22 protein-coding genes are annotated in these 26,465 nt (G+C 65.3%); 15 read left to right on the top strand and 7 right to left on the bottom strand.

The window, feature by feature from the left end; all coding sequences use genetic code 11:
• The first annotated feature begins 95 nt into the window (after window positions 1-95).
• The 10 genes from AKL29_RS27670 (at window position 96) to AKL29_RS27625 (ending at window position 10,015) form a co-directional block, all read left to right on the top strand.
• Window positions 96-1,052: a sugar kinase gene (locus AKL29_RS27670; protein WP_050386357.1), complete on the top strand. Its 957-nt coding sequence runs from the start codon at window positions 96-98 to the stop codon at window positions 1,050-1,052.
• Complete coding sequence (eda, locus tag AKL29_RS27665; protein WP_050386356.1) at window positions 1,049-1,699, top strand: bifunctional 4-hydroxy-2-oxoglutarate aldolase/2-dehydro-3-deoxy-phosphogluconate aldolase; 651 nt, start codon at window positions 1,049-1,051, stop codon at window positions 1,697-1,699. Before AKL29_RS27670 ends, eda begins: the two co-directional genes overlap by 4 nt.
• A gap of 45 nt (window positions 1,700-1,744) precedes the next feature.
• Window positions 1,745-2,914: an acetyl-CoA acetyltransferase gene (locus AKL29_RS27660; protein ID WP_050386355.1), complete on the top strand. Its 1,170-nt coding sequence runs from the start codon at window positions 1,745-1,747 to the stop codon at window positions 2,912-2,914.
• A 1-nt stretch (window position 2,915) separates the two neighbouring features.
• Complete coding sequence (locus AKL29_RS27655; RefSeq protein ID WP_050386354.1) at window positions 2,916-4,454, top strand: class I adenylate-forming enzyme family protein; 1,539 nt, start codon at window positions 2,916-2,918, stop codon at window positions 4,452-4,454.
• A gap of 143 nt (window positions 4,455-4,597) precedes the next feature.
• Window positions 4,598-4,798: a hypothetical protein gene (locus tag AKL29_RS27650; protein ID WP_028334995.1), complete on the top strand. Its 201-nt coding sequence runs from the start codon at window positions 4,598-4,600 to the stop codon at window positions 4,796-4,798.
• A 172-nt stretch (window positions 4,799-4,970) separates the two neighbouring features.
• Entirely contained in the window at window positions 4,971-6,170 is a 1,200-nt protein-coding gene (locus AKL29_RS27645; protein WP_028334996.1) for a CaiB/BaiF CoA transferase family protein, read from the top strand.
• An 11-nt stretch (window positions 6,171-6,181) separates the two neighbouring features.
• Window positions 6,182-7,348, top strand: a complete 1,167-nt coding sequence (locus AKL29_RS27640) for an acyl-CoA dehydrogenase family protein (RefSeq protein ID WP_050386353.1) — start codon at window positions 6,182-6,184, stop codon at window positions 7,346-7,348.
• 121 nt (window positions 7,349-7,469) lie between these two features.
• Window positions 7,470-8,606 carry a thiolase family protein gene (locus AKL29_RS27635; protein WP_050386352.1) on the top strand — a complete coding sequence of 379 codons (1,137 nt, stop codon included), beginning with the start codon at window positions 7,470-7,472 and terminating at the stop codon, window positions 8,604-8,606.
• On the top strand, window positions 8,603-8,962 hold the full coding sequence (locus AKL29_RS27630; protein ID WP_050386351.1) for a Zn-ribbon domain-containing OB-fold protein: 360 nt from the start codon (window positions 8,603-8,605) through the stop codon (window positions 8,960-8,962). Before AKL29_RS27635 ends, AKL29_RS27630 begins: the two co-directional genes overlap by 4 nt.
• Before the next feature lie 525 nt (window positions 8,963-9,487).
• Window positions 9,488-10,015: a carboxymuconolactone decarboxylase family protein gene (locus AKL29_RS27625; RefSeq protein ID WP_028335000.1), complete on the top strand. Its 528-nt coding sequence runs from the start codon at window positions 9,488-9,490 to the stop codon at window positions 10,013-10,015.
• A gap of 183 nt (window positions 10,016-10,198) precedes the next feature.
• Here the strand turns inward: AKL29_RS27625 and glsA are convergent, their stop codons facing one another.
• The 4 genes from glsA to AKL29_RS27605 form a co-directional block, all read right to left on the bottom strand.
• Window positions 10,199-12,058, bottom strand: coding sequence for a glutaminase A (gene glsA, locus AKL29_RS27620; protein WP_050386350.1), 1,860 nt, complete (start codon window positions 12,056-12,058; stop codon window positions 10,199-10,201).
• 22 nt (window positions 12,059-12,080) lie between these two features.
• A complete protein-coding gene (locus AKL29_RS27615) occupies window positions 12,081-14,144 on the bottom strand; it encodes a TRAP transporter permease (RefSeq protein WP_050386349.1) in 2,064 nt (687 codons plus the stop codon).
• Window positions 14,145-14,287: 143 nt separating this feature from the next.
• Window positions 14,288-15,451 (bottom strand): TAXI family TRAP transporter solute-binding subunit, encoded by a 1,164-nt coding sequence (locus AKL29_RS27610; RefSeq protein WP_050386348.1) that lies wholly within the window; start codon window positions 15,449-15,451, stop codon window positions 14,288-14,290.
• A gap of 153 nt (window positions 15,452-15,604) precedes the next feature.
• Window positions 15,605-15,826 (bottom strand): acyl-CoA carboxylase biotin carboxyl carrier protein subunit, encoded by a 222-nt coding sequence (locus AKL29_RS27605; RefSeq protein WP_050386347.1) that lies wholly within the window; start codon window positions 15,824-15,826, stop codon window positions 15,605-15,607.
• A 129-nt stretch (window positions 15,827-15,955) separates the two neighbouring features.
• Between AKL29_RS27605 and AKL29_RS27600 the strand changes: the two genes are divergently transcribed.
• Entirely contained in the window at window positions 15,956-16,930 is a 975-nt protein-coding gene (locus AKL29_RS27600) for an IclR family transcriptional regulator (protein ID WP_028335005.1), read from the top strand.
• Window positions 16,860-18,419 (top strand): acyl-CoA carboxylase subunit beta, encoded by a 1,560-nt coding sequence (locus AKL29_RS27595; protein ID WP_050386346.1) that lies wholly within the window; start codon window positions 16,860-16,862, stop codon window positions 18,417-18,419. Before AKL29_RS27600 ends, AKL29_RS27595 begins: the two co-directional genes overlap by 71 nt.
• A 95-nt stretch (window positions 18,420-18,514) precedes the next feature.
• On the opposite strand, the gene AKL29_RS27590 is transcribed toward AKL29_RS27595, so the two are convergent.
• On the bottom strand, window positions 18,515-19,678 hold the full coding sequence (locus tag AKL29_RS27590; RefSeq protein ID WP_050386345.1) for a patatin-like phospholipase family protein: 1,164 nt from the start codon (window positions 19,676-19,678) through the stop codon (window positions 18,515-18,517).
• Window positions 19,679-19,919: 241 nt separating this feature from the next.
• Between AKL29_RS27590 and AKL29_RS27585 the strand changes: the two genes are divergently transcribed.
• From AKL29_RS27585 to AKL29_RS27575, 3 genes are all read left to right on the top strand, one after another.
• A complete protein-coding gene (locus tag AKL29_RS27585) occupies window positions 19,920-20,705 on the top strand; it encodes an acetoacetate decarboxylase (RefSeq protein ID WP_050386344.1) in 786 nt (261 codons plus the stop codon).
• A gap of 142 nt (window positions 20,706-20,847) precedes the next feature.
• Window positions 20,848-21,867, top strand: a complete 1,020-nt coding sequence (locus AKL29_RS27580) for a transporter (RefSeq protein WP_050386343.1) — start codon at window positions 20,848-20,850, stop codon at window positions 21,865-21,867.
• A 48-nt stretch (window positions 21,868-21,915) separates the two neighbouring features.
• Window positions 21,916-23,232: a carbohydrate porin gene (locus AKL29_RS27575; RefSeq protein ID WP_050386342.1), complete on the top strand. Its 1,317-nt coding sequence runs from the start codon at window positions 21,916-21,918 to the stop codon at window positions 23,230-23,232.
• Between the two features lie 27 nt (window positions 23,233-23,259).
• Here the strand turns inward: AKL29_RS27575 and AKL29_RS27570 are convergent, their stop codons facing one another.
• Both AKL29_RS27570 and AKL29_RS27565 read right to left on the bottom strand, forming a co-directional pair.
• On the bottom strand, window positions 23,260-24,564 hold the full coding sequence (locus AKL29_RS27570) for an MFS transporter (protein WP_050386341.1): 1,305 nt from the start codon (window positions 24,562-24,564) through the stop codon (window positions 23,260-23,262).
• 241 nt (window positions 24,565-24,805) lie between these two features.
• Window positions 24,806-26,002 carry an acetyl-CoA C-acyltransferase gene (locus tag AKL29_RS27565; RefSeq protein WP_028335011.1) on the bottom strand — a complete coding sequence of 399 codons (1,197 nt, stop codon included), beginning with the start codon at window positions 26,000-26,002 and terminating at the stop codon, window positions 24,806-24,808.
• Between the last annotated feature and the right edge of the window lie 463 nt (window positions 26,003-26,465).

Raw genomic sequence — 26,465 nt, 5'->3', positions numbered from 1 at the left:
CGGAACGCGTTTGCGCGGAGATCATGCTCAGACAAGGGGCTAAGGCGCGATGATGATTCAACCAAGCTTCATCGCGCTCTAGCGCGGCGCTCGAGATGACCAGAGTTGCCAGCATCGGCGAATGCATGATCGAGCTGCGCCAGGCCCCTGGCGGCCAGCTCGGCGGGCTGTATTCGCGCTCCTATGGTGGCGACACGCTCAACACCGCGGTCTATCTGTCCCGGCTCGGCATCCACGTCGATTACTTCACGGCGCTCGGCGATGATGCCCTGAGCGATGAGATGATCGCGGGCTGGGCGAGCGAAGGCATCGGGACCAAGCATGTCGTGCGATCGGCGGGCAAGCTGCCCGGCCTCTACCTGATCCAGACCGACGACAAGGGCGAGCGGCGCTTCTTCCACTGGCGTGACAGCGCCGCCGCCCGCGACCTGATGGATCTGCCCGAAACGGAAGACATCCTGAACTCACTCGCGACCTATGACGTCGTCTATCTCTCGGCGATCACGCTCTCGATCCTGCGCGAGGATGGGCGGGAGCGATTGCTGGCGGCGCTGAAGCGTGCGCGGCTGCTGGGGACGCGGTTCGCGTTCGACACCAATTTCCGCGCCCGCGGCTGGCCGGACCTGAACATCGCGCGGAAGGCCTTCAGCAGCGCGTTCGAGACGGCCGATATCGTGCTTGCCTCGACCGAGGATCTGGCGCCGCTTTATCCCGGCGAGAGCAACACGGCGCTGCTGGCGGGTATCTCGAGCCCCGAGGTGGTGCTGAAGCTCGCCGAGCCGGCCTGCATCGTGCGCTCGGCCGGCGGAACGCGCGAGGTGAAGGCGGAGCAGCTTACCAAGCCGGTCGTCGATACCACCGCGGCAGGCGACAGCTTTGCCGCCGCCTATCTCGCCGCCCGGCTCGGCGGCGCCGAGCCCGAGGAGGCGGCGCGCGCCGGCCATCGGCTGGCCGGGGTCGTGGTGTGCTATCCCGGCGCGATCATTCCGCGCTACGCCATGCCGCCGAAAAAGGCGCTTCGTCTCCCACCATCCCGCAAGGCCTCGCAATGACAACGACATCGAAGCAGGACCAGATCGCCGAGCTGATCCGCCAGGCCACCGTGATCCCGGTGCTGACCATCGAGCGGCTCGAGGACGCGGTGCCGCTTGCGAAGGCGCTGGTCGCCGGAGGCGTGCGGACGCTCGAGGTGACGCTGCGGACGGCGGTCGCGGTCGACGCGGCTAGGGCCATCATCGCCGGTGTGCCGGAGGCGATCGTCGGGATCGGCACGATCCTTAATGGTGACGACCTGGCGCGCGCCGAGGCGCTGGGCGCCAAATTCGGCATCAGCCCGGGTGCGACGCCCGAGCTGTTGACGGCGGCAGCCGCAAGCCGGCTGCCGTTCGCGCCGGGGATCGCGACCGCCTCCGAGCTGATGCAGGCGCTGGCCCACGGCTTCGACGTCGTCAAATTCTTCCCGGCCGAGCAGGCGGGCGGTATCAAGGCACTGCGGGCTCTGGCCGGACCATTTCCGCAGGTCAGGGTGTGCCCGACCGGCGGGGTCAGTGAGGCCAATGCGGCGACCTGGCTCGCCGAGCCGAATGTACTGGCGGTCGGCGGTTCCTGGCTGTGCCCGGCGGCCGATATCCGCGCCGGCAATTGGGCCGGCATAACGGCCATGTGCGCGACGGCGATGAAAACGCTGAAAGCCGCCTGAAGATACGCTACATAACCCTCCGAACAGGAACAGGGAGATACAGCCATGACCGCCAGCATCGTGGGTTGGGCGCACACGCCATTCGGAAAATTCGACGCGGAGACCGTCGAGGGTCTCGTGGTCAAGGTCGCCAACGAGGCGCTGGCTGACGCCGGCATCGCCGCGTCCGATGTCGACGAGATCATGCTCGGCCATTTCAACGCCGGCTTCTCGCCCCAGGATTTTACGGCCTCGCTGGTGCTGCAGGCCAATCCGGCGCTGCGCTTCAAGCCGACCACCCGGGTCGAGAATGCCTGCGCCACCGGATCGGCCGCCGTGCATCAGGGCATCCGCGCCATCGAGGCGGGCGCTGCGAAGATCGTGCTGGTGGTCGGCGTCGAGCAGATGACGAGGACGCCGGGCCCGGAGATCGGCAAGAACCTGCTCAAGGCGTCGTATCTGCCCGAGGACGGCGACACGGTCGGCGGCTTCGCCGGCGTGTTCGGCAAGATTGCGCAGGCCTATTTCCAGAAATACGGCGACCAGTCGGATGCGCTGGCGATGATCGCCGCCAAGAACCACAAGAACGGCGTCGCCAATCCCTATGCGCAGATGCGCAAGGATTTCGGCTTCGAGTTCTGCCGCGCCGAGAGCGACAAGAACCCGTTCGTCGCCGGTCCCTTGAAGCGTACCGACTGCTCGCTGGTCTCGGACGGCGCCGCCGCGCTGGTGCTGACCGACGCCGAGACCGCCAAGACCATGGGCAAGGCGGTGAACATCCGCGCCACCGCGCATGCACAGGATTTCCTGCCGATGTCCAAGCGCGACATCCTGCAGTTCGAAGGCTGCACCACCGCCTGGCAGCGTGCGCTGCAGAAGGCCGGCTTGCAGCTCTCCGATCTGTCCTTCGTCGAGACCCATGACTGCTTCACCGTCGCCGAACTGATCGAATATGAAGCGATGGGCCTGACGCCGAAGGGACAGGGCGCGCGCGCGATCATGGAAGGCTGGACCCAGAAGGACGGCAAGCTGCCGGTCAATCCGTCCGGCGGCCTCAAGGCCAAGGGTCACCCGATCGGCGCCACCGGCGTCTCCATGCATGTGATGAGCGCGATGCAGCTCACGGGGCAGGCGCCCGAGGGCATGCAGCTCAAGAACCCGCAGATCGGCGGCATCTTCAACATGGGCGGCGCCGCAGTCGCCAACTACGTCTCGATCCTCGAGCCGGCGAAGTAGCTTGAACATTGCCGAATGGCTGGCGGCGACGGCACGGGCGCGTCCCGACGCGCCGGCGCTGCTGACCGGTTTCGATCTCGACGCCGACTACGCCACCTTTGCCCGCCGCGCCGCCTCGATCGGGGCGGCGCTGGCGCGTGATCACGGCATTGCCGCGGGCGACCGCATCGCGCTGTTTGCGTCGAACTGCACGCAGTATCTCGAATGCCTCTACGGCATCTGGTGGATCGGCGCCGCCGCGATCCCGATCAACGCCAAGCTGCACGGCCGCGAGGCGGCGTGGATCTGCGGCAATGGCGGCGCCAAGCTCGCCTTCGTCTCCGATGACACGATCGGTGCGTTGAACGAGGCGAAGGACGACTGCCCCGCCGGCATGACCACGCTGTCGGTCGACAGCGACGCTTACAAGACGATGCGAGGCGGCGAGGGGCCACCTGCGCCGCTGCCGCGCGAGAGCAACGATCTCGCCTGGCTGTTCTACACATCGGGCACCACCGGCCGTCCCAAGGGCGTGATGCTCAGCCACGGCAATCTGGTCGCGATGTCGCTGTGCTATCTCGCCGACGTCGATCCGGCGACGCCGCAGGATGCCTCGCTCTATGCCGCGCCGATCTCGCATGGCGCCGGCCTCTACAATTTCCCGCACGTCCGGATGGGCGGTCGCCACGTCGTGCCGGAGTCCGGCGGCTTCGATCCGGATGAGGTGCTCAACCTCGGCCGCCAGCTCGACAATGTCGTGATGTTCGCGGCCCCGACGATGGTGCGCCGCCTGGTCGATGCCGCGAAGAAGCGCGGCGAGAACGGCGAGGGGCTGCGCACCATCGTCTATGGCGGCGGTCCGATGTACACGGCCGACATCACCGATGCGATGGCGACGATGGGCCAGCGCTTCGTGCAGATCTACGGCCAGGGCGAGTCGCCGATGACCATCACGGCGCTGTCGCGCGGCTGGCACGCCCAAAGCGATCATCCGCGCTATCTCGAACGGCTGGCTTCGGTCGGGCTGGCGCAGAGCGTCGTCACCGTGCGCATCACCGACAAGGACGGCAACCCGCTGCCTGCCGGGGAGACCGGCGAGATCGAGGTCAAGGGCGCGACCGTGATGCTCGGCTACTGGAACAATCCGAAGGCCAACGCCGAGACATTGAAGGACGGCTGGCTGCGCACCGGCGATGTCGGCCGGCTCGATGCCGACGGCTTCCTCACGCTGTCGGACCGCTCCAAGGACGTAATCATCTCCGGCGGCACCAACATCTATCCGCGCGAGGTCGAGGAAGCCCTGCTGACCCATCCCGATGTCCGCGAGGTCTCGGCCATCGGCGTGCCGGATCCGGAGTGGGGCGAGATCGTTGTCGCCTGCGTCGTGCTCGCGGACGGCGCCGCCGCCGACGACGGCAAGCTCGACGCGCATTGCCTTGCCTCGATCGCCCGCTTCAAGCGGCCCAAGCGCTATGTCTATCTCGGTGCACTGCCGAAGAACAATTATGGCAAAGTGCTGAAGACCGCGCTGCGGGAGATGCTGGCCAAAGGCATGGGCTAAATCGCGGCGAGGCTGGGTTGAATCGAAAACATCGAAAACAACCCCATGCACAGTAGGGATTGGGGTCGCTAAAGCGGTTAAGGGATAGGCCGCCGCCTCCCGCCGCGCTAAGCTGCCTGTGCTTGTCACCGGGAGAACGGACCATGGGAATCGAGACGTCTCTGTCGCTGTCGGAAGTGAACGATCGCATCGCGATCCTCCGGGACAATATCAGGCAGCTGATCGAGCAGGCCGCAGGCGCAGCCGGCGCCGAAGTCGAGGAGCGCATCGCCGAGCGGCTCGAGCAGCAGAATGCGGAACTGGAAAAGCTCCTGAAGGCGCGCGAGGTGATGACGGGGCAGTAGCCGGCATAAGGGCGGCGGTGAATCCACTTCGTTTTGCCCACCTTGCGTTCCGCCGCACGGAAGCGGCCCGGCCGCAGCCATGCATACGCCCATACGCCCGGCGCAGCTTGATCTCTTTGAAAAGCTCCCGTTACTAGCTCCATAACCACGACATCCGGGAGCGAACAGGACGATGGGACCACTGCAGGGTATCAAGGTCGTCGACATGACGACCGTGCTGATGGGACCCTACGCCACGCAGATGCTGGGCGATTACGGCGCCGACGTCATCAAGGTGGAATCGCCCGATGGCGACGTGACGCGGCAGATCGGTCCGACGCGGCATCCCGGCATGGGACCGGTGTTCCTCAACACCAACCGCAGCAAGCGCTCGGTCTGCCTCGATCTGAAGAAGCCGGCGGGGCGCGAGGCGGTGCTGCGGCTGATCGCGAAGGCCGACGTGCTGGTCTACAATGTGCGGCCGCAGGCGATGGCGCGGCTGCAGCTCGGCTATGACGTCGTTTCCAAGGTCAACCCTCGGCTGATCTACGCCGGCGTGTTCGGCTTCGGCCAGGAGGGACCTTATGCCGCCAAGCCCGCCTATGACGATCTGATCCAGGGCGCGACCGCGCTGCCGGCGCTGATGGCGCAAACCTCGGACGGCGTGCCGCGCTACGTACCGAATGCGCTGGTCGATCGCATCGTCGGCCTCACCGCGGTCGGCGCGATCTGTGCGAGCCTCGTGCATCGCGACCGTACCGGGCAGGGCCAGCGCGTCGACATTCCGATGTTCGAGACCATGGCCGGCTTCGTCATGGGCGATCACATGGGCGGCCTGACCTACGACCCGCCACTCGACAAGGGCGGCTATGCGCGGCATCTGTCGCCGGACCGGCGGCCTTACAAGACGCTCGACGGCTATATCTGCGTGATCGTCTACAACGACAAGCAGTGGGAAAATTTCTTCAAGGCGACCGGCCGCGACGATCTGCGCAGCGATCCGAAATTCGCGACCTTCGCCGGCCGCGCCACCAATATCGATGTCGTCTACGCCGAGCTCGCGCGCATCCTGCAGACCAAGACGACGGCCGAGTGGAACGAGATCCTCGAAAAGGCCGACGTGCCGGTGATGCCGATGCACGATCTCGAAAGCCTGCTGGAGGACCCTCATATGGTCGCGACCGGCGTCTTCCCCGTGGTCGATCACCCGACCGAGGGCCGGATCCGCAGCATGACGCCGTCGGCACGGTGGTCGGAGACCAAGGTCGAGCCGAGCCGGCTGGCGCCGCGGCTCGGCGAGCACAGCGCGGAGATTTTGCAGGAGGCAGGTTTCTCCACCGAGGAGATCGCGGCGATGGTGCGCGACGGCGCGGCCAAAGCGGTGCAGGCATAGGAGCACGACAGATGGATTTCGCACTCTCCGCCAACCAGGAATCGATCCGCGATGCCGTCGCCAAGATCTGCTCGCGCTTCGACGAGGCCTACTGGCTGAAGAAGGACAAGGAGGGCGGCTATCCGTCCGACTTCCACCGCGCGCTGGCCGATGCCGGCTGGCTCGGCATCTGCATTCCCGAGGAGTATGGCGGCTCCGGGCTCGGCATCACCGATGCCGCGATCATGATGCGCACCATCTCCGAATCCGGCGCCGGCATGTCCGGCGCGTCCGCGGTGCATATGAACGTGTTCGGGCTCAATCCGGTGGTGGTGTTCGGCACCAGGGAGCAGTGCCAGCGCATGTTGCCGCCGATCATCGACGGTCGCGACAAGTCCTGCTTCGCGGTGACCGAGCCCAACACCGGCCTCAACACCACGCAGCTCAAGACCCGCGCGGTGCGGCAGGGCGACAAATACATCGTCAACGGCCAGAAGGTGTGGATCTCGACCGCGCAGGTCGCCAACAAGATCCTGCTGCTCGCGCGCACCACGCCGCTGGAGGAAGTGCGCAGCCCGACCCATGGCCTCAGCCTGTTCTACACCGATTTCGACCGCAAGCGCGTCACCGTGCACGAGATCGAGAAGATGGGCCGCAAGCCGGTCGATTCCAACGAGCTGTTCTTCGAGAATTTCGAGATCCCGGTCGAAGACCGCATCGGCGAGGAAGGCCGCGGCTTCGAATACATCCTGCATGGCATGAATCCGGAACGCATCCTGATCGCGGCCGAAGCCGTCGGCCTCGGCCAGATCGCGCTGAAGCGGGCGTCGGAATACGCCAAGGGCCGCATCGTGTTCAATCGGCCGATCGGCATGAACCAGGCGATTCAGCATCCGCTGGCGAAGTGCTGGATGGAACTGGAGGCTGCCTGGCTGATGGTGCTGCGCGCCGGCTGGCAGTATGACCAGAACCTGCCCTGCGGCCCCGCGGCCAACTCCGCAAAATATCTCGCGGCGGAAGCCGGCTTCCGCGCCTGCGAGCAGGCGGTGATGACCCATGGCGGCTTCGGCTACGCCAAGGAGTATCACGTCGAGCGTTACTTGCGGGAATCGCTGATCCCGCGCATCGCGCCGATCAGTCCGCAGCTGATCCTCAGCTTCATCGGCGAGAAGGTGCTCGGCCTTCCGAAGTCGTATTGATGATAGGAAGTTCCCACGGCGTCATTCCGGGGCGATGCGAAGCATCGAGCCCGGAATTTCGAGATTCCGGGTCTGGTCCTTCGGACCATCCCGGAATGACGATGGAGAAGGTAGAGACACGATGAGCTTCGTCACCGGCGTCGGCCTCACGTCCTACGGCAAGCATGAGGGCCTGTCCTCGCTCGACCTGATGAGCAAGGCGGCCGGGCTTGCGATCTCGGATGCCGGGCTGAAGCGCTCCGACATCGACGGCATCCTCTGCGGCTACTCCACGGTCTCGCCGCATATCATGCTGGCCACGGTATTCGCCGAGCACTTCGGCATTCGCCCGTCTTACGCGCACGCCGTGCAGGTCGGCGGCGCCACCGGGCTTGCGATGACCATGCTGGCGCATCACCTGGTCGACGCCGGTGTTGCAAAACATGTGCTGGTGGTCGGCGGCGAGAACCGGCTGACCGGGCAGAGCCGCGACGCCTCGATCCAGGCGCTGGCCCAGGTCGGGCATCCCGATTACGAGGTGACGCTGGGGCCGACGATCCCGGCCTATTACGGCCTGGTCGCGACGCGCTACATGCATGAATACGGCCTCACGCAGGAAGACCTTGCCGAGTTCGCGGTGCTGATGCGCAAGCACGCGCTGACGCATCCCGGCGCGCAATTCCACGAGCCGATCACTGTTGCCGACGTGATGGCCTCCAAGCCCGTGGCGATGCCGCTCAAATTGCTCGACTGCTGTCCGGTGTCGGATGGCGGCGCGGCCTGCGTGATCAGCCGCGAGCCGACCGGCGAGCGGCGGGTCCGTGTCCGCGGCTGCGCCCAGGCGCACACCCATCAGCATGTCACCGCCGCGCCTGCGCTGAGCGAACTCGGCGCCGAGATTTCGATCGCGAAAGCGAAGCAGGCGGCGGGCGTCGCGATCTCGGACGTGCACTACGCCGCGGTCTACGACAGCTTCACGATCACGCTCGCGATGCTGCTGGAGGATCTCGGCCTTGCCGGGCGCGGTGAGGCGGCGGCGCGGGTGCGTGCCGGCTATTTCAATCAGGATGGCGAGATGCCGCTCAACACCCATGGCGGCCTGCTCAGCTACGGCCATTGCGGCGTCGGCGGCGCGATGGCGCATCTGGTCGAGACCCATCTGCAGATGACCGGGCGCGCCGAAAATCGTCAGGTGCGCGACGCCTCGGTGGCGCTGCTGCACGGCGATGGCGGGGTGCTGTCGTCACATGTCAGCATGTTCCTGGAGCGCGTGCGATGAGCGGACGGATCGTGGACTGGACCAAGGGCACTGAAGCCATCGTCTACCAGACCTGCAAGGGCTGCGGCGCGCGGCAATATTTCCGCCGCAGCTTTTGCGCCGCATGCGGTTCGCCGGATCTTGCCGAGCGTCGCGCGAGCGGGGCAGGGACGGTGTATGCGACCTCGCTGGTCTGCCGCGCCGCGACGCCGGAGACGCGGGCGCACGTGCCATACAATATCGTGCTTGTCGATGCCGACGAGGGCTTTCGCATGATGGCCCATGGCGACAACGACCTCGCCATCGGTGACAAGGTCGCGGCGCGCTTCACGCAATTCGCGGGGAGATTGGTTCCGTATTTCGCAAAGACGAAATGAGGGGCTGAACGATCCAGTCAGAACGCGAGACCAGGCTGAACAGGTTCGCTCTTGCCCCTCATAGTTTGCGGATACTAGTGCCAATAAAAGATGACGCTGGCGATGACGAGCATCGCCGTCACCGCCAGCATTTGCGCAAGCGCTTCCGAGGCCGCCCTCTTGGTGGCTTCCTTCATGCGTTTCCCCTAGACTTGGGCGTGACTCATCGTTGCGCAAATTGCGCGCAAGACGGCCGGATTTTTTACTCGGAACACCCCGCGTCGAGTATTCGCTTTTGACGAGTCCCCACTCAGCGAATATCGACTGTGACAGCGTTGTCTGGGAATGCGGCGGCAATTTGACTCGCGCGTGTTGCTCCTGCGACAGCGGCCCGTACGGAGCGTTTTCGAGCGAAGTGGATACCGGTTCGCGTGAAGAAAACGCGTCAAAACAAGGATCTAGAGCCACGTTCCGATTTCATCGGAACGGAAAAGGCTCTAGTGTTTCGGAACCCGACAGAAACGACAGCAAGATCAAGGTTAGGAAATGGCCCGTATCGACTACTCCGATCCCGCGAAGGCAAACCCGCGGACCCGCGAGATCCTCGACAAGAACCGCAACGCCAACATCTTTCGCATGATGGCGCATTCGCCAAGCTACTTTGAGCAGTATTGCCGGCTCGGCGGCGCGATCCGCCACAAGGGCGAGCTCGATCCCGTCGTGCGCGAGCTGGCAATCACGCGCACCGGCATTCTCTGCGAGGCGCCCTACGAGATCGTCGCGCACAAGCGGATCGGCAAGAATGTCGGCGTCACCGACGAGCAGAACGCCGCGCTCGAGGATTGGCAGTCCGCGACCTGCTTCAACGAGGTGCAGCGCGCGGCGCTCGCCTTCACCGACGAGATCGTCAAGCTGAAGAAGCCGACCGACGCGACCTTCAAGACGATCGCGGCGAAGCTGACGCCGGCCGCGCTGATCGAGCTGCAGCTCTCGGTCGGCTTCTACATCATGACGTCGAAATTCCTCGAGACGTTCGAAATCGACATGCAGCCGGTGACGGAAGTGGTGAGCTGAGCGGATCGCGTCGCGGAGTCCTTCGCCTCGCCCCGCCTGCGGGGAGAGGCCGGAGCGCATGCAGCGAAGCGGAATGCGGTCCGGGTGAGGGGGAATCTCCGCGAGTCTGACTCGAAGTTATTTTGCGGATGCAGCCCCTCACCCCAACCCTCTCCCCGCGAAGGGCGGGGAGAGGGTGAAGAATTAGCCCGACGTCAGCAGATCGACCTTGGCATTCGCCACGATCAGCCGATCGGCGAGGATCTGCGCGAGGTTGCGCATGATCCGCTCGCCGGCGCGCGGGTGCTGCTCGCGGAAGCGTTCGAAATCCCTGATCGCGACCTCATAGGCGGTCGCCGACATGTCAGCGAGCACGTCCGCGGAGCGTGTCGGCTCCAGGAGCGCCATCTCGCCGAAAGCCATGCCGGCAGTCAGCGTCGCGAGCCGGATGCCGTCCGGCAGGGTGACGTGGACCACGCCGCTGCGCAGGAAGAACAGCGAGGTGGCCTCACCGCCCGCGGCGATGACCTTTTCATTCTGCTGGTAGGTCCGGACCGTGCAGAGCGCGGTGAGATCGGCGATCTCGGCTTCGCTCAATCCGGCGAGCAGCGGCTGCTCGGCAAGCTCCGTGGTCTCGAGGAAGTCGATCGAGCCGCCATAGCGGTAGACGATCTGGTCCTCGGCCCACTCGATCGCGGTGTCGAGCAGATAGAAATCCCTGATATTGCCGAGCCGCCTGGTCCACTCGCTGATCGTGGCCCATTCGCGCGAGGTCCGCTTGATGCCGGACAGGATCACGGTGACGCCGAGCTCGGCGAGCTCCTGGAAGGCCTCGGCCACCAGCCTTGCGCCGGCGCGGGTCGTCGCGGTGACGCGGCGCAGGTCGAAGATCACGAATTCCGGCCGCGGGCTGCCGGCGAGGCGGCGCGAGACATAGTCGACATTGGAGAGCGACAGGGTGCCGACCAGCTCGATCACGCGAACTTCCTGGAAGTGCCTTGCCAGGATCTCCTGCTCCTGCGGCCGGCGCACCCGCCGCGACGGGTTCTTGCCGATATTGTAGTCGGCGATGATGCTGTGGCGCGCGTCGTCGCTGCGGTTCAGCATATGCAGGTCGTAATGCGCCGACAACGTCTCGCACACCTTGATGCCGCGCACGCTGTTGCCGTGCTTGTCGAGCTTCGGCGAATAGCTGCCGAGCCCGAGCCGCGCCGGCAGTGCCGCCAGAATGCCGCCGCCGACCCCGCTCTTGGCGGGAATGCCGACGCGGTAGATCCATTCGCCGGCATAGTCGTACATGCCCGACGAGGTCATCACCGACAGCGTGCGCGCGATCGCGTAGGGCGTCACGACTTGCTCCTCGGTCAGCGGATTGATGCCGCGATTGGCGAGCGTCGCCGCCATCACGGCGGTGTCGCGCGCGGTGACCAGGATAGAGCATTGCCGGAAATAGACGTCGAGCACCGCAGGCACATTCTCGGTGATCACGCTGTTGGTGCGCAGGAGATAACCGATCGCCCGGTTGCGGTCGCCGGTGGCGCTCTCGGAGGCGTAGACCGCCTCGTCGACATCGAGCTCACGCCCGGCGAAGCGGCCGAGTGCCTGGCGGATAAACTCGAACGCGCCGTCGCCCTTGTCGGCGTGGAGCAGACCGGAGCAGGCGATCGCGCCGGCATTGACCATCGCATTGAACGGATGGTTCTCGGCATTGAGCCGGATCGAGTTGAAGGGGTCGCCGGATGGCTCGACGCCGATCACGCTTTCCACTCGTTCGGCGCCCAGCGTGTCCAGCGCCAGCGCGAACACGAACGGCTTCGACATCGACTGGATGGTGAACGGCACCCTGGTGTCGCCGACCTCGTAGACGTGGCCGTCGAGCGTCGCCAGGCTGATGCCGAAATGGGTAGGGTCGGCCTTGCCGAGCTCGGGGATGTAGTCGGCCACCGCGCCGGTGGCCTCCGGCAGGAAGTCTGCGTGACAAGTGTGCAGAAACCGCAGCAGCGGCGGCTTCGAGCTGGACCAGGCCGTGGTGGTGGCGGTGACGGGAGGAGGCGATCGTTTCATCGCCTCCTGTTGTGCATCGCAATCAGGGCGCGCGCAACTGGTTCGGAACCAGCGCCTGACGGCGGACCAGCAGCAACGCGATCAGCACCGTCGGGGCGAGGATCGCGACCCCCAGCAGCGATACCTGCAGCTGCGACAGCGGGTTGATGCCGCCGCCAGGCGTCGCGAGCACGAAGCCGCCGATCACCAGCAGCACCCGGAGCGGCCATTCCAGGGCACCGGCGCCGCGGAGGTCGCCGACGAAGGCCTGATAGCCCTGGATGCCGCCGCAGATGAACAGGGTGCCGCACGCCGCGAGCGCCATCAGGCCGAGGCCGGCGAGATAGGGGCTCGGGCCCTGCATCACCAATGCCGGGTTCAGCACGAAGAAGAAGGGGATGAAATAGATGATGCTGCCGACCCACATCGATTCCCACCCGGTCTTCATCGCGGGCGAGCCGGCGATGCCGGCGGCGGCGAAGGAGGCGATCGCCACCGGCGGCGTGATCGACGACAGCATGCCCCAATAGAAGATGAACATGTGCACCGCCATCCGGTTCAGCCCGAGCTTCTCCAGCGCGGGCGCGACCAGGATGGCGAGGAAGATGTAGCAGGCGGTGGTGGTCAGCCCGAGGCCGAGGATCAGGCTGGTGAAGGCGCACATCACGAGCAGCAGGAACGCGTTGTCGCCCGCAAGCGTCAACAGATCGTTGGCGAGGCTCGAGACCACGCCGGTCATCGAGAACGCCCCGATCAGGAGACCGCAACCGGCGAGGATGCCGACCAGCTCGACGAAGGTACGGCCATTGACCTCGAGGAATTTTCCGATCGTCCCGAGCGTCCAGCGGCTCTCCTTGGAGAAGATCTGGTTCAGCACCAGCAGCAGCGCGGTGGCGTAGAACGGCGCGTGGCTTTCGCGCTTGAAATACAGCAGCATCACGATCAGGAGCGCGATCACGAAGACGTAGTACCAGCCGTCCTTGATCGTATCCATCACGCGCGGCAGCTCGGCGCGCGGAATGCCCTTCAGCCCGTGGCGTGCGGCGTAGGAATCGACCTGCATGAACAGGCCGACATAGTAGAGCGCCGCAGGGACGATCGCGGCCACCGCGACCTCCGCGTAGCTGATATTGAGGAACTGCGCGATCACGAACGCGGTGGCGCCCATCACCGGCGGCGCCAGCACGGCGCCGGTGGAGGCGCAGGCCTCGATCGCGCCGGCATAGGAGGCGCGGAAGCCGCTCTTCTTCATGACCGGGATCGTCATGGTGCCGGCGGTCAGCACGTTGGAGACGATCGAGCCCGACATCATGCCGAGCAGGCCGGACGCGAAGATGCAGACCTTGGCGGCGCCGCCGCGGAACGTGCCGCACAGCGCGAAGGCGAGGTTGATGAAGAATTTTCCGGCGCCGGTCATCATCAGCGCGGTGCCGAACACCAGGAAGCCGATCACGGTGTCGGCGAAAGCCTGGATCGGAATGCCGAGCAGGCTCTCGCCCGACAGCACGTGGTAGGCCGTGGTCTGGTCGAGCGTGAGCTGCGAGCCGCGGAACGGGCCGAGCCAGCTGGCCTCGGCGAACAGCGGATAGACCGTGAAGGGCAGCACGCTGAGCAGGAGGCTCCAGCCGCCGGTCCGGCGCAGCGCCTCCATCAGCATCACCCACATCACGAGGCCGGCAATGATGACGTTCCTGGGGGCGCCGTCGGACTCCCAGCCGTATTGCGCCGCCTTGCGAACGTTCAGCATCAGCCAGATCGAGGCAGCGAAGGTCGCGACGGCGAGCGCGAGATCATACCAGGGAATGCGGTTCAGCGGCGCACGCTCCGATCCGGGGAAAATCAGGAAAGTGAAGGGCAGCATCAGCGCGATCAAGAGATAGAAATATTCGGTGTTGAGCTGGGTGTAGTCGATGAAGAAGCGCAGCGAGAATTGCTGGTTGATGCAGAGCAGGATGGTTGCGGCGGTTGCGACCACCAGCGCCCAGCGCCACACCCCGCGCAGGGTGCGCACGCGCGTGACCTCGGCCTCCTGCAGATTGTCGAGACCGGCATGCGGATCTTCAAACTCGATTCTTTTCGCAGGCGCAGCCGCGGCGTTCTCGGGCATTACGCATCCCCCAATGTTGTCCGTTTTGCCCATAACCTAGAGCATGATCCGGAAAAGTGCGAAGCGGTTTTCCGGAAGCACCATGCTCAAACGGGCTGAAGCGCGATGACGATTAACCCGATCTCATCGCGCGTTGGCGGGTCTCACTCAAAGCCGTTGGGCATATTGGCTTTCGCAAGCGCGGCGGCGCGCGCCTTCATCCAGCCATCGAGGAAGGCCTTGTCGTCCGACGGCGGGTTCGACTTGCCGTAATCCGTCCAGGCGGCGGCGAGCACCTCCTGGCGCTTGTAAAGCGCGTTGTTGTGCGCCTCCTGTTCGTCGCTCCAGTGGCCGGTTTCCTTGAGCGCCTTCACCGCTCCGGGATGCACGGGAACGACCCAGTTCTTGGTCTGCCGGTCGGCGCCGAGCCCGGCGGCGCCGGGCGCTGAATCCTTGTAGGCGTCGTAGTTGACGATCATCGCCTTGGTGATCGCATAGATCTGGTCGACCGGCTGCGCCGCATAGGCGACGAAGATCGGGTAGGGGTAATTGCCGAGCTGAATCGGCTTGTCCGGCGAGATGCCGGCGCCGCATGTCGCGGTTTGCGGGAAGAAGAACGAGCCGACCTTTTTCACCCGTGCCCAGCCTTCCTTGTCGTCGGCGGGCAGCGGCGGCCACATCAGGCCGCGCGGCGAGGTCTCGGCTTCCTTGGCGGGGCCGGTGATCGTGGTGCCGAAGGCGGCATCGGTGTCGTTGTTGATCAGGCCTTTCCACATCGCGCCGTAGCTTGCGAACTCGACGATCTTGACATCCTTCTGGGTGAGGCCGCCGAACGCGAGCATCGCGAGCGAGTTCTGGTTCAGCGCCGGCGAGCCGACCACGAAGCCGACGCGCTTGCCGCGAAGGTCCTTCATTTCCTTGACGCCGGCATCGGCCGCCACGCCGAGCGCGCCGCAATTGCAGTCGACCGACGACAGCATGAGCTGCAGCGGCTGCGGGCCCCACTCCTTGGCGCCGAACTCGAACACGCCTTCCTGCGCGAAATAGGTACCCGATCCCATCGCCGAGGAGACCGCGCGCTTGGCGCGCAGGGGCGCGAGCCGCGCGACGTCATTGCCGGCCGGCAGCACGCGGACGTCGGTGCCGTATTTGTCCTTCATCATCTTGCCGACGCCGACCGCGATGTTGAAGCCGGCGGTGCCGGTGTCGTAGGCGGTCACCGCCATGGTCGGCGGCAGCTTGATGTCCTCGGCCGAGGCGGGCAGGGCAGCGAAGATCGAAATGCCGGCAAGTGCGGCAGGCGCGAGCGCCATCAGCCGATGGATCATAATTCCTCCCTTTGTTTCGCTGTGCGAAACTTTTCCGGGCGGGATGATTGCATCGTGATCCGGCGATGGCAACGCTACCTCCGGCGCAAGCCGGCGATTTCGGCCGCTGCATCACCGGACAGATTGTCGCGGCTGGACTGGAAGGACGGGATCTCAGGTCTCGACGATCGCGACCGCCTGGCCTTCGGCGATGACATCGTCGATCTTGACCAGAATCGACTTGATTTTGCCTGCTGCAGTCGACGTGACCGGTATTTCCATCTTCATCGCTTCGACGAACGCAATCTCGTCGCCATCGCCGATGCTGCTGCCGGTCTCGACAGGAAGCGCGCAAACGCGCCCGGCAACTTCGGTCACAACCTTGATCTCTGGCATTCCACTCTCCGATACCGTCTTGCGGAAATTTCATCCGGCGAACGGCTTTTTGTTGTGGCGGCAGATTGCCTGAGGTAGCTTCTTCTGCAAGTGGAATTTTATTCCGCAGGACGGAATGGAGCCAAGCAGATGGGAAGGCGCTCGGAACGGCTTAGCAGGCAGGGAATGCTCGCCAGCGAGACAGGCGATGGCGATGTCATCCAGGTGGTGTCGCGCGCCTTCGACGTGTTGCGGTGCTTCGAGGGACACGAGGCCCGGCTCGGCAATCTCGAGATCTCGAACCGCTGCGGTTTGCCGCGTTCGACGGTGTCGCGGCTGACGCACACGCTGACGCGGATGGGACAGCTCGTCTATCTGCCGCGCGACCAGAAATATCGCATCGGCCCGAGCGCGGTCGCGATGAGCACCACGATGATGAAGGGGCTGCAGCTGCGCAATCTGATCCGGCTGCGCCTGCAGGATGTCGCCGATCAGTTGCCCGGCACGGTGGGCTTCGTCATCCCCGACCGCTTTCACCTGGTCTATCTGGAGTTCGCCCGCGCGGCGAACGCGCTCGGCCTGCATGAGGCCACCGGCAGCCGGATCTCGATGGCGACCACCGCGGCCGGCCACGCCTACACGGCCGCGCTCGATCCCGCGGTCGGCGACGCGCTGATCGCGGAGATGGAAGGCGAGTTGCCCGACAGCGCCAAGATGCTGACGCCGCGCATCGAGGCCAACCGCCGGCATTTGCAGGAGCACGGCTACGTCGTCGCCTGCGGCCTGTGGAGCCCGCACATCAACGGCGTCGCGGTGCCGCTGTGGTCGCCGCAGTACCAGACCTATGTGGTCACCACGATCGGCCTGCTCTCGGCGATGTATGACGAGGCGCGGCTGCATCGCGAGGTGGCGCCGCAAATGGTCGAGCTCGCGGCCGCACTCGGCAGCCTGCTCGAAGGCGCCGACGGCGACATCTTCAGCAATCGGATCGAACGCAAGTCGCTTCCGGTGACCGCCCATAACAACAACAAAATCATCAAGACGGGAGCAGTGAATGAACTGGAAGCCGGAACTCGACGACCTCGCCCGCCGCGAAGCGTTCGCGCGGGAGATGGGAGGCGTTGACAAGGTCAAGCGGCAACGCGACCAGGGCCGGCTCACGGTTCGTGAGCGCATCGACAAGCTCGTCGACCAGAACAGCTTTCACGAGGTCGGTGCCATCTCCGGCATCGCCGAATATGACGAGAGCAACGAACTCAAGCACCTGACGCCGGCGAACTGCGTGTTCGGCCGCGCCAGGGTCGACGGCCGCACCGTCGTCGTGGTCGGAGACGACTTCACCGTGCGCGGCGGCTCGGCGGATGCATCGATTTCCGCCAAGCCGTTGATGGCGGAGGAGATGGCGCACGACTTCCGCCTGCCGATCGTTCGCGTGATCGAGGGCTCCGGCGGCGGCGGCTCGGTGAAGACGATCGAGACCAGGGGCGCGGCCAATCTGCCCGGCGGCGTCGGCGGCACGCGCTGGTACTGGTACACGACCGCCAACCTGGCCCGCGTGCCGGTGGTCGGTCTCGGGCTCGGCTCGGTCGCGGGCCTCGGTGCCGCGCGGCTTGCCGCCACGCATTACTCTGTCATGACCAAGAGCTCCGCGATGTTCGTCGCCGGCCCGCCGGTGGTGAAGCGCCTGGGTCAGGATCTGACCAAGCAGGAGCTCGGCGGCGCCGACATCCAGACCCGCGCCGGCGCCATCGACCAGGCCGTCGAGACCGAAGAGGAGGCGTTCGACTACGCGCGGCGCTTCCTGTCCTATCTGCCGCCGTCGGTCTACGACCTGCCGCCGACCATTCCCTGCACCGACGATCCGGAGCGTGCCGAGGAATCGCTGCTCAAGGCCGTGCCGCGCAACCGCCGGCAGGTCTACAAGATGCGGCCGATCATCGATGCCGTCGTCGACAAGGGCTCGTTCTTCGAGGTCGGCACCAATTTCGGCCGCCCGATCATCACCGGATTGGCGCGGATCGAGGGCAGGTCGGTGCTGCTGCTCGCCAGCGATCCCTTCCACTATGGCGGCTCGTGGACCGCGGACGCCTGCCAGAAGGTGGTGCGCTGGGTCGACTTCGCCGAGACTTTCCATCTGCCGGTGGTCTACCTGATGGATTGCCCGGGCTTCATGATCGGGCTCGAGGCGGAGAAGACGGCGACCATCCGCCATGGCGTGCGGGCGATGGCGGCGGTCAACCAGAGCACGGTGCCGTGGTGCACCATCATCATCCGCAACGCCTTCGGCGTCGCCGGCGTGGTGCATCAGCCGGCCAACCGCTTCTCGATGCGTTACGCGTGGCCGTCGGCATATTGGGGCTCGCTACCGCTGGAGGGTGGCATCGAGGCGGCCTATCGCGCCGAGATCGATGCGGCCGCCGATCCCGCGGCCAAGCTGCGCGAGATCGAGGATCGCCTCAACAAGCTGCGCTCGCCGTTCCGCTCGGCCGAGAAGTTCTGGGTCGAGGAGGTGATCGATCCGCGCAAGACGCGCTCGCTGCTCTGCGAGTTCGCGCGTCTCGCCGAACCGATCCGCAAGGCCGGGCCGCCGAGCAACATGTCGACGCGGCCGTAAGGCTTTCACGCCGTCATTCCGGGGCGGCCCGCAGGACCGAACCCGGAATCTCGAGGTTCCGGGTTCATGCTTCGCATGCCCCGGAACGACATGTCTTATTCACTCTCCCGATGCACGTCGTGGATCACGATGCCCATGCCGTTCTCGGGCATCTTGATCCATTCGCGCCGCTTCAGCGAGCGCTTGGTGTCCTCGTGCCCGCTCACCCAATGCTCGCGCATCGAGGTGCCGGAGAATTCGTGGTCCTTGGCGTCGCCCTCATAGGCCTTCTGCTGATAGATCAGCTGCAACAACGTGATGCCCGGCAGCCGGGCGTTTGCCTTCTTGAGCTGGCGCTCCTCGTCCGAGAGCTGACCGTCGGGGATTTTTCCCAGCGCGTTGTGCAGGGCGGTGCGCAGATTGTAGGTCTTGCGATAGACGTCGGTGTTGTAGCGGGGGCGCGACGAATACATGATGTCCTTGTGCCGGGCCATCACGTCCTGGATGTCGCGCGGCAGCGCGCCGCGCGCCGAGAATAGGTCGACCTGGAACACCAGCGAATTCATGTTGTCTTCCTGGTCGAGCAGATGCTGCAGCGGCGTGTTGGACACGATGCCGCCGTCCCAGAAATGATCGGTACCGACCTTCACCATCGGCAGCGCCGGGGGCAGCGCGCCGCTCGCCATGATGTGCTCGGGGATGATCTCGTCATGGGCATTGTCGAAATAGATGAAGTTGCCGGAGAGCACGTTCACTGCGCCGACCGCGAAGCGTATCTTCTTGGAATTGATGCGGTCGAAATCGACCAACTCAAGCAACGACTCGCGCAGCGGCGTGGTGTCGTAGTAGCTGGTGGCGGTGCGCGCGCCGGCCGGGCTGAACCACGGATTGCTCTGATGCGGGGTGAAGAAGCCGGGTTGTCCGAGCGTCGTCGTCAGCCATGAGCTGGTGAGGTTGCGGGCCTTGCGGAAGACGTCGCCGTCCGGCGTGTAGTGCCAGATCTTGCGGCTGGTGATGCGATCCCAGAACGTGTGCAGCCGCTCGAGCCGCTTTTCGGGCGGATTGCCGGCGATGATAGCCGAGTTGATTGCGCCGATCGAGACGCCGCACACCCAATCGGGCTCGATGTTGGATTCATGGAGCGCCTGATAGACGCCAGCCTGATAGGCACCGAGCGCGCCGCCGCCCTGCAGGACCAGAGCCACGCGATCGCAGCCTTCCGGACGCCAGCCCGGTGTCGCGTGATCGATATCGTCGAAATGCGGCGTTCGCGCGTCCATATCAGACACTCCAGAATTTGCGGCGAGAATTCAGCGCGCCGATGACGCCGTGATGACAAATGCAACGCCCGCGCTCGGCGCATCCGGCATGCCCGCCTGCATGGTTAGCATTCGCCTCATCAACGAAACGCGAGTCACGCAAGCGCAACCGCGGTCATGTACCTGACGGAAATTCCTCACATCGCTGTCAATCTCGGCCGCTAGCTTTCGCGCAAACTTTTCAAACACGAGGTTATTTGCGATGCGCAGGGAAGATCTGCTCAAGCTTCCGTCGATGCCGGCCGCCGGCCCGAGCTATCCCGCCGGTCCGTATCGCTTCATCGATCGCGAATTCCTCGTCATCACCTATGAGACCGATCCGGAGTTGATCCGCGCCGGCCTGCCCGAGCCACTGGAGCCGATCGAGCGGGCGATCGTGCATTACGAATGGATCAAGATGCCCGACAGCTCCGGCTTCGGCAGCTACACCGAGTCCGGCCTCGTGATCCCCGCGCGCCTGCATGGCGAGGAGGTCAACTTCGTCTGCCAGATGTATCTCGACGATGATCCGCCGATCGCGGCCGGCCGCGAGATCTGGGGCTTTCCGAAGAAGTACGCTCATCCGAAGCTCGAGATCGTCAAGGACACGCTGACCGGCACGCTGGAATATGCCGGCCAGCTCGTTGCGATGGGCACGATGGGCTACAAGCACGAGAGCATGGCGGGCAATGGCGACGTCACCCGCGCGACGCTGTCGAAGACGCAAGTTAATCTGAAGATGATCCCCGGCGTCGACGGCCATCTCGAGGTCTGCCAGCTGGTCGCGATCAACCTGACCGACATCGTCGTCAAGGGCTCCTGGATCGGACCCGGCCGGCTGCATTTGGTGCCGCACGTCAATGCACCGGTCGCCGATTTCCCGGTCAAGCGTGTCGTCGGCGCGCATCACTTCCTCGCCGACCTGACGCTGCCGTTCGGCCGCGTCGTGCACGACTACAACAAGGAGGCCGCGGAAGCGGCGGCGCCGACCGGTCTTGCGGCCGAGTAGGGCGGTCGCTGACATAAAACTGTAACAGGCGCGTCCTCCTATGTTGCGTCGAGGGGACGCGCTTGCTCAGCGTTGCGCGTGGGCGAGGTCTTGAACATGTCATTTCGCGCGGTTGCGTTACCGATTGCCTTGGGGGCGGGCCATGCTGGCTGATCCACCTCCCGCTCCGGCAGGGTCGCTGCTGACCCGTGAGGCGGTCCCCGGTCTGGTCTGGGCGTTCCGCCTGCATCACGACGGCCGTGCCGAGGCGCTTCCGATCGATGCGCCGATCGAGCCGAGCCATGACGGAAGGCTGTGGCTGCACTTCAACCTGACCGACGTCCGCACCCGGGCATGGCTTGCCAACATGCACATCCCGCAGCTCGCGCGGGACCTGCTGCTGTCGAATGACAATTTCCAGCAGATCCACGTCGTCGACAATTGCGTCTACGGCGTGTTTTCCGATCTGGTGCGGGATATCGACGCCGCGACCCGGGAGACCGGCTTTCTCCGCTTTGCGATGACCGAACGCCTCCTGGTCAGCGGCCGCCATCAGGCGCTGTGCTCCGCCGATGCGACGCGCCGCGTGCTCGAGGGCGGCCATCGCGTCGGCAGCGTCGCGGCGCTATTGGAAAAGATCGTCGACGAGATCGCCGACACCATGGACCGCATGACGGACAAGATCGGCACCGATATCGATGCGATCGAGGAGCGGGTGCTCGCCGAGGATACCGGATCGGAGCTGCGCAAGAATCTGAGCCGGATGCGCCGCACCTGTGTGCGCCTGCATCGCCAGCTCGCCGGCCTGCGCGTGCTGTTTCACCGGCTCGAGCAGAAGAACACCGACAATCTCAGCCCGGCGCTGCGGCTGCAGGCCGGCAAGCTCGCGCAGCGGCTCGACGGTCTCGACCACGACATCGTCGAACTGCACGAGCGCAGCCGCCTGCTCGAGGAGGAGCTGCGCTTCAAGCTCGAGGAGGAGAGCAACAAGCATCTCCACGCCTTGTCCGTCGTCACCATGATGCTGCTGCCGCCGACGCTCGTCACCGGCATCTTCGGCATGAACACCAAGGGATTGCCGTTGACCGACGTCGACAGCGGGTTCCTGGTCGCGGCCGGCCTTCTGATTGGGTCGGCGCTGCTGGCTTATCTGCTGATGCGGCGGCTCGGCATCGTCAAATAGTGCGAGCGCACCGCGGCATTCCCGATGTGCAGAGTTCTTTCCCGCGCGATGTTGGTGGCCGCGGCCCTTGCGCTCGGCGCGCCGGCGAATGCCGAAGACAAGCCGATCGCCGAGCGGATTGCTGATACGCGGGCTGCACTCGAGGAGGCCGGCTACCAGTTCAGCCTGACCTATATCGGTGAGGGGTTTTCCAACGTCTCCGGCGGTGTCAGCAACGGCGCGGCCTATACCGGCCGTCTCGATCTCGGTACCACCATCGACCTCGAGAAGGCGATGGGCTGGACCGGTGCGACCTTCCACGCCAACATGTACCAGATCCACGGCGACGGGCTGTCGCGGAGCTATGTCGGCAACCTGTTCCTGGTGTCCGGCGTCGAGTCGCTGCCGGCGACGCGGCTCTATGAATCCTGGATCGAGCAGAAGCTGCTCGGCGGCAAACTCTCGGTGCGCGTCGGCCAGCAGGGCTCGGACGTCGAGTTCATCGACAGCCAGTACGACGACATCTTCATCAATTCGGCGCTCGGCTGGCCCGGCATTGTCGGCACCATTCTGCCGGCCGGCGGACCGTCGCCGCCACTTGCCGTGCCCGGCATCCGGTTCAAGGCCAATCTGTCCGACCGCATCACCGCCTATCTGGCCCTGTTCGACGGTTCGGCTTCGCCGCCGCAGGGCATGGACGACCCGCAGATATTGAACGCCCACGGGCTCAATTTCCGGGTCAACGATCCGCCATGGTGGATCGGCCAGCTCAAATACAAGTTCGAGATCGGCGAGAGCAGGCTGCCGGCGACCATCACCGGCGGCGCCTGGTATCACATGGGCTCGTTCGCCGACCAGCGCTTCTCGGCCGACGGGCTCTCGCTCGCCGATCCCGACAGCTCCGGCGACACGCGATGGCTGCGGCGGGACAACGGCATCTTCATGGTCTATGAGCAGCTGCTTGCGCGCGCCAGGCCGGACGCTGACAAGGGCGTTGCGTTCTTCATGCGCGCCTCGGTCAGCCCGTCGGACCGCAACCTGATCAGCACCTATGTCGACGGCGGCTTCCTGTTCACCGGCTTCAGCGAGGCGTATCCGGACGATCGGTTCGGCATCGCCGCGATCTATGCCAGGATTTCCGACGCCGCACGCGCGCTCGACCGCGACACCCAGATCTTCACGGGCACGCCGTATCCGATCCGCGACTACGAGGCGATCCTCGAGATCACCTACCAGCACGTCGTGAACCCGAATTTCACCATGCAGCCGATGTTTCAATACATCGCCCATCCCGGCGGCGGCGCCGTCGATCCCAACGATCCGACGCAAACGCATCGGATCAAGGACAGCGTGGTGTTCGGGATGCGCACCATCCTGTCGTACTGACCGGCGGACGTCGCGCAGGCAGCGGCCTCAGGCCGCGACCGGCTTCGGCTCCGCCGCCGATTTCGGCTGCGGCCGCGCGATCGCCAGCGCGATCAGCGCGGCAAAGATGCACAGCGCACCGGCAATGAAGAACGCCGGCAGGTAGCTCTGATAGATCGTGCGCGACAGTCCGGCGCCGAACGCGGCGGCGCCTGCGCCGAGCTGGTGGCCGGCGAAGATCCATCCGAATACCAGATTGGCGCGCTCGGCGCCGAAGCGCTGCGCGGTGAGGCGCACCGTCGGCGGCACCGTCGCGATCCAGTCGAGGCCATAGAACATCGCGAACAGCGACAGCCCGTAGAATGTGAAGTCGGAGAACGGCAGGAACAGCAGCGACAGCCCGCGCAGGCCGTAATACCAGAACAGCAGATAGCGGTTGTCGTAGCGGTCCGACAGCCAGCCCGAGACGATGGTGCCGAAGAAATCGAAGATCCCCATTGCGGCGAGCAGGCTTGCCGCCTGCACCTGCGGGATGCCGTAGTCGAGGCACATCGGGATCAGGTGAACCTGGACCAGGCCGTTGGTCGAGGCGCCGCAGACGAAGAAGGTCGCGAACAGGATCCAGAACACCGAGGACTTCGCGGAGTCGCGCAACGTGCCGAGCGCGGCGGCCACGATCGGCGCATTGGCCGGCGGCGGCGCGGGAATTGGCGTGCTTCCCTCGTCGCCGAACGGACGCAGGCCGACGTCGCTCGGCCGGTCGCGCATCACCATCAGCACGGCAAAGGCGGCGACGCCGAGCATGACGCAGACCAGCCCAAGCGCGACACGCCAGCCGTAGCGCTCGGTCAGCGTCGCCAGGAGCGGTAGGAAGGCGAGCTGTCCCGTCGCGACGCTTGCGGTGAGGATGCCGACCACGAGGCCGCGCCGCGCCACGAACCAGCGCGCCGCGATGGTCGCGCCGAGCACCAGCGCGGTCATCCCGGTGCCGATTCCGATCACGACACCCCACAGCAGGATGAGCTGCCAGACCTGGGTCATGGCGAGCGAGGCCAATAGTCCGCCGACCACGATCAGCTGCGCCGCCAGCGTCACGTTGCGCAGGCCGTAGCGGTTCATCAGCGCGGCGGCGAACGGCGCCATCAGCCCGAACAGGATGAAGCGGATCGACAGCGCCGAGGAAATCTCGGCGGTGGACCAGCCGAACTCCTTCTGCAGGGGCACGATGAACACGCCGGGCGCGCCGACGGTGCCGGCCGAGATCAGTGCGGCAAGGAAAGTCACGGCCACCATCACCCAGCCGTAGTGGATGTTGCGGCGGGCGAGGGTGGAAGCAGGCCAGTTCGAGATCATTGTGTTCCGGATCGATTGCGGTGAAAGCTTTGCGTGATGCGCAATATGGCACGAGGGAGCCATGGCTAAAATGCCATAGTTCCCTCGTTTTAGGACTCAGACGCCAGGCCGTCGTATTGCCTCATGGACGCCTTTCATAACTAACCGTCACTGCGAGGAGCGAAGCGACGAAGCAATCCATCGTTCGGTTCGCGAGGAGAGATGGATTGCTTCGCGTCGCTCGCAATGACGGCATACCGGATCAGTGCGCGACCCGCTCGACGGCGATCGCGGTGGCTTCGCCGCCGCCGATGCACAGCGCGGCAACGCCGCGCTTCAGGTTCTGCGCCTCCAGCGCGTGCAGCAGCGTCACGATCAGCCGCGCGCCGGTGGCGCCGATCGGATGGCCGAGCGCGCAGGCACCGCCGTTGATGTTCAGCCTGTCCCTGGGAATGCCGAGGTCGCGCTGCGCCGCCATCGCGACCACCGCAAACGCCTCGTTGATCTCGAACAGGTCGACATCGCCGACGCTCCAGCCGACCTTGTCGAGCAGTTTTCTGATCGCCGGGATCGGCGCTGTCGTGAACCACTGCGGCTCCTGGCTGTGGGTGGCGTGGCCCTTGATCTCGGCCAGAACAGGCAATCCATCGCGATCGGCGAGCGAGCGCCGGCTGAGGATCAGCGCTGCGGCGCCGTCGGCATTGGCGGATGAGGCGGCCGGCGTGATGGTACCGCCCGCGCGGAATGCCGGCTTCAGGCCGGGGATTTTTGCCGGATCTACCTTCAGCGGGTGCTCGTCATTGGCGACGATGCGCGGCCCGGCCTTCTCGGCGAGCGTGATCGGCGCGATCTCGGCCTTGAAGGCGCCGCCCTCGACCGCCTTGCGGGCCCGGCTCAGCGTCTCCATCGCGAACGCGTCCTGGTCGGCGCGGGTGAACTGATAGGCCTCCGCGGTCGCCTCGCCGAAATCGCCCATCGAGCGGCCGGTCTCATAGGCGTCCTCGAGCCCGTCCATCATCATGTGATCGATGATGCGGTCGTGGCCGGCGCGATAACCGCCGCGCGCCTTCTGCAACAGATACGGCGCATTGCTCATGCTCTCCATGCCGCCGGACAGCACGATCTCGGCCGAGCCGGCCTTGATGATGTCGTGGGCCAGCATGGTCGCCTTCATGCCGGAGCCGCAGACCTTGTTGACGGTGGTGGCGCCGGTGGCATCCGGCAGTCTGGCGCCGCGCGCGGCCTGGCGGGCAGGGGCCTGGCCCTGGCCGGCGGGCAGCACGTTGCCCATGAACACCTCGTCGATGCGCTCGGGCGCGAGTCTTGCGCGCTCCAGCGCCGCGCCGATCACATGCGAGCCGAGCTTGTGCGCCGGCAGCGGCGCGAGCTCGCCCATGAAGCGGCCGAGCGGGGTGCGGGCGGCGGAGAGGATGACGACGGGATCGGTGCTGGTTGCCATGGCAGGAGTCCCTTCAATGCCGGGGATTTGATTGAATTATTGTCATCATATGATGCAATGCAAAAATTGCAACTGCGGCTCTCATGACAAAATGTCGTGTTCGCATGAGTTGGGGATAGGATCACCGCCATCACCAATGTCGGCCTGGCGAAAGCTTGGATACATAACCACCGACTTTTGTTGTGGGAAAGGCCGCGGCCCCAGTATTGCGAGGCAATTCGCATTCGGGGTAATGGGTCCTGGCCTTCGCCAGGACGACGAGGAAGATGGTTCTCGATTCAAGTGTTCACCACGCGATGTCGTCACCCGCGCATGCGGGTGATCCAGTATTCCAGAAGCCGCAATGCTTGAGTCGAGAGGCCGCGGCGTACTGGATGCCCGCATGCGCGGGTGATGACATCGGGGAGAATGAGGGTCCACGGTGCTTCCCAGACGTCGTCCCGGCGAAGGCCGGCAACTGTTA

This window comes from Bradyrhizobium pachyrhizi (assembly GCF_001189245.1).
GTDB classification, from domain to species: domain Bacteria; phylum Pseudomonadota; class Alphaproteobacteria; order Rhizobiales; family Xanthobacteraceae; genus Bradyrhizobium; species Bradyrhizobium pachyrhizi.
The sequence above is the reverse complement of the archived record's forward strand: the minus strand, read 5'-3'. Positions and strand labels throughout refer to the sequence as shown.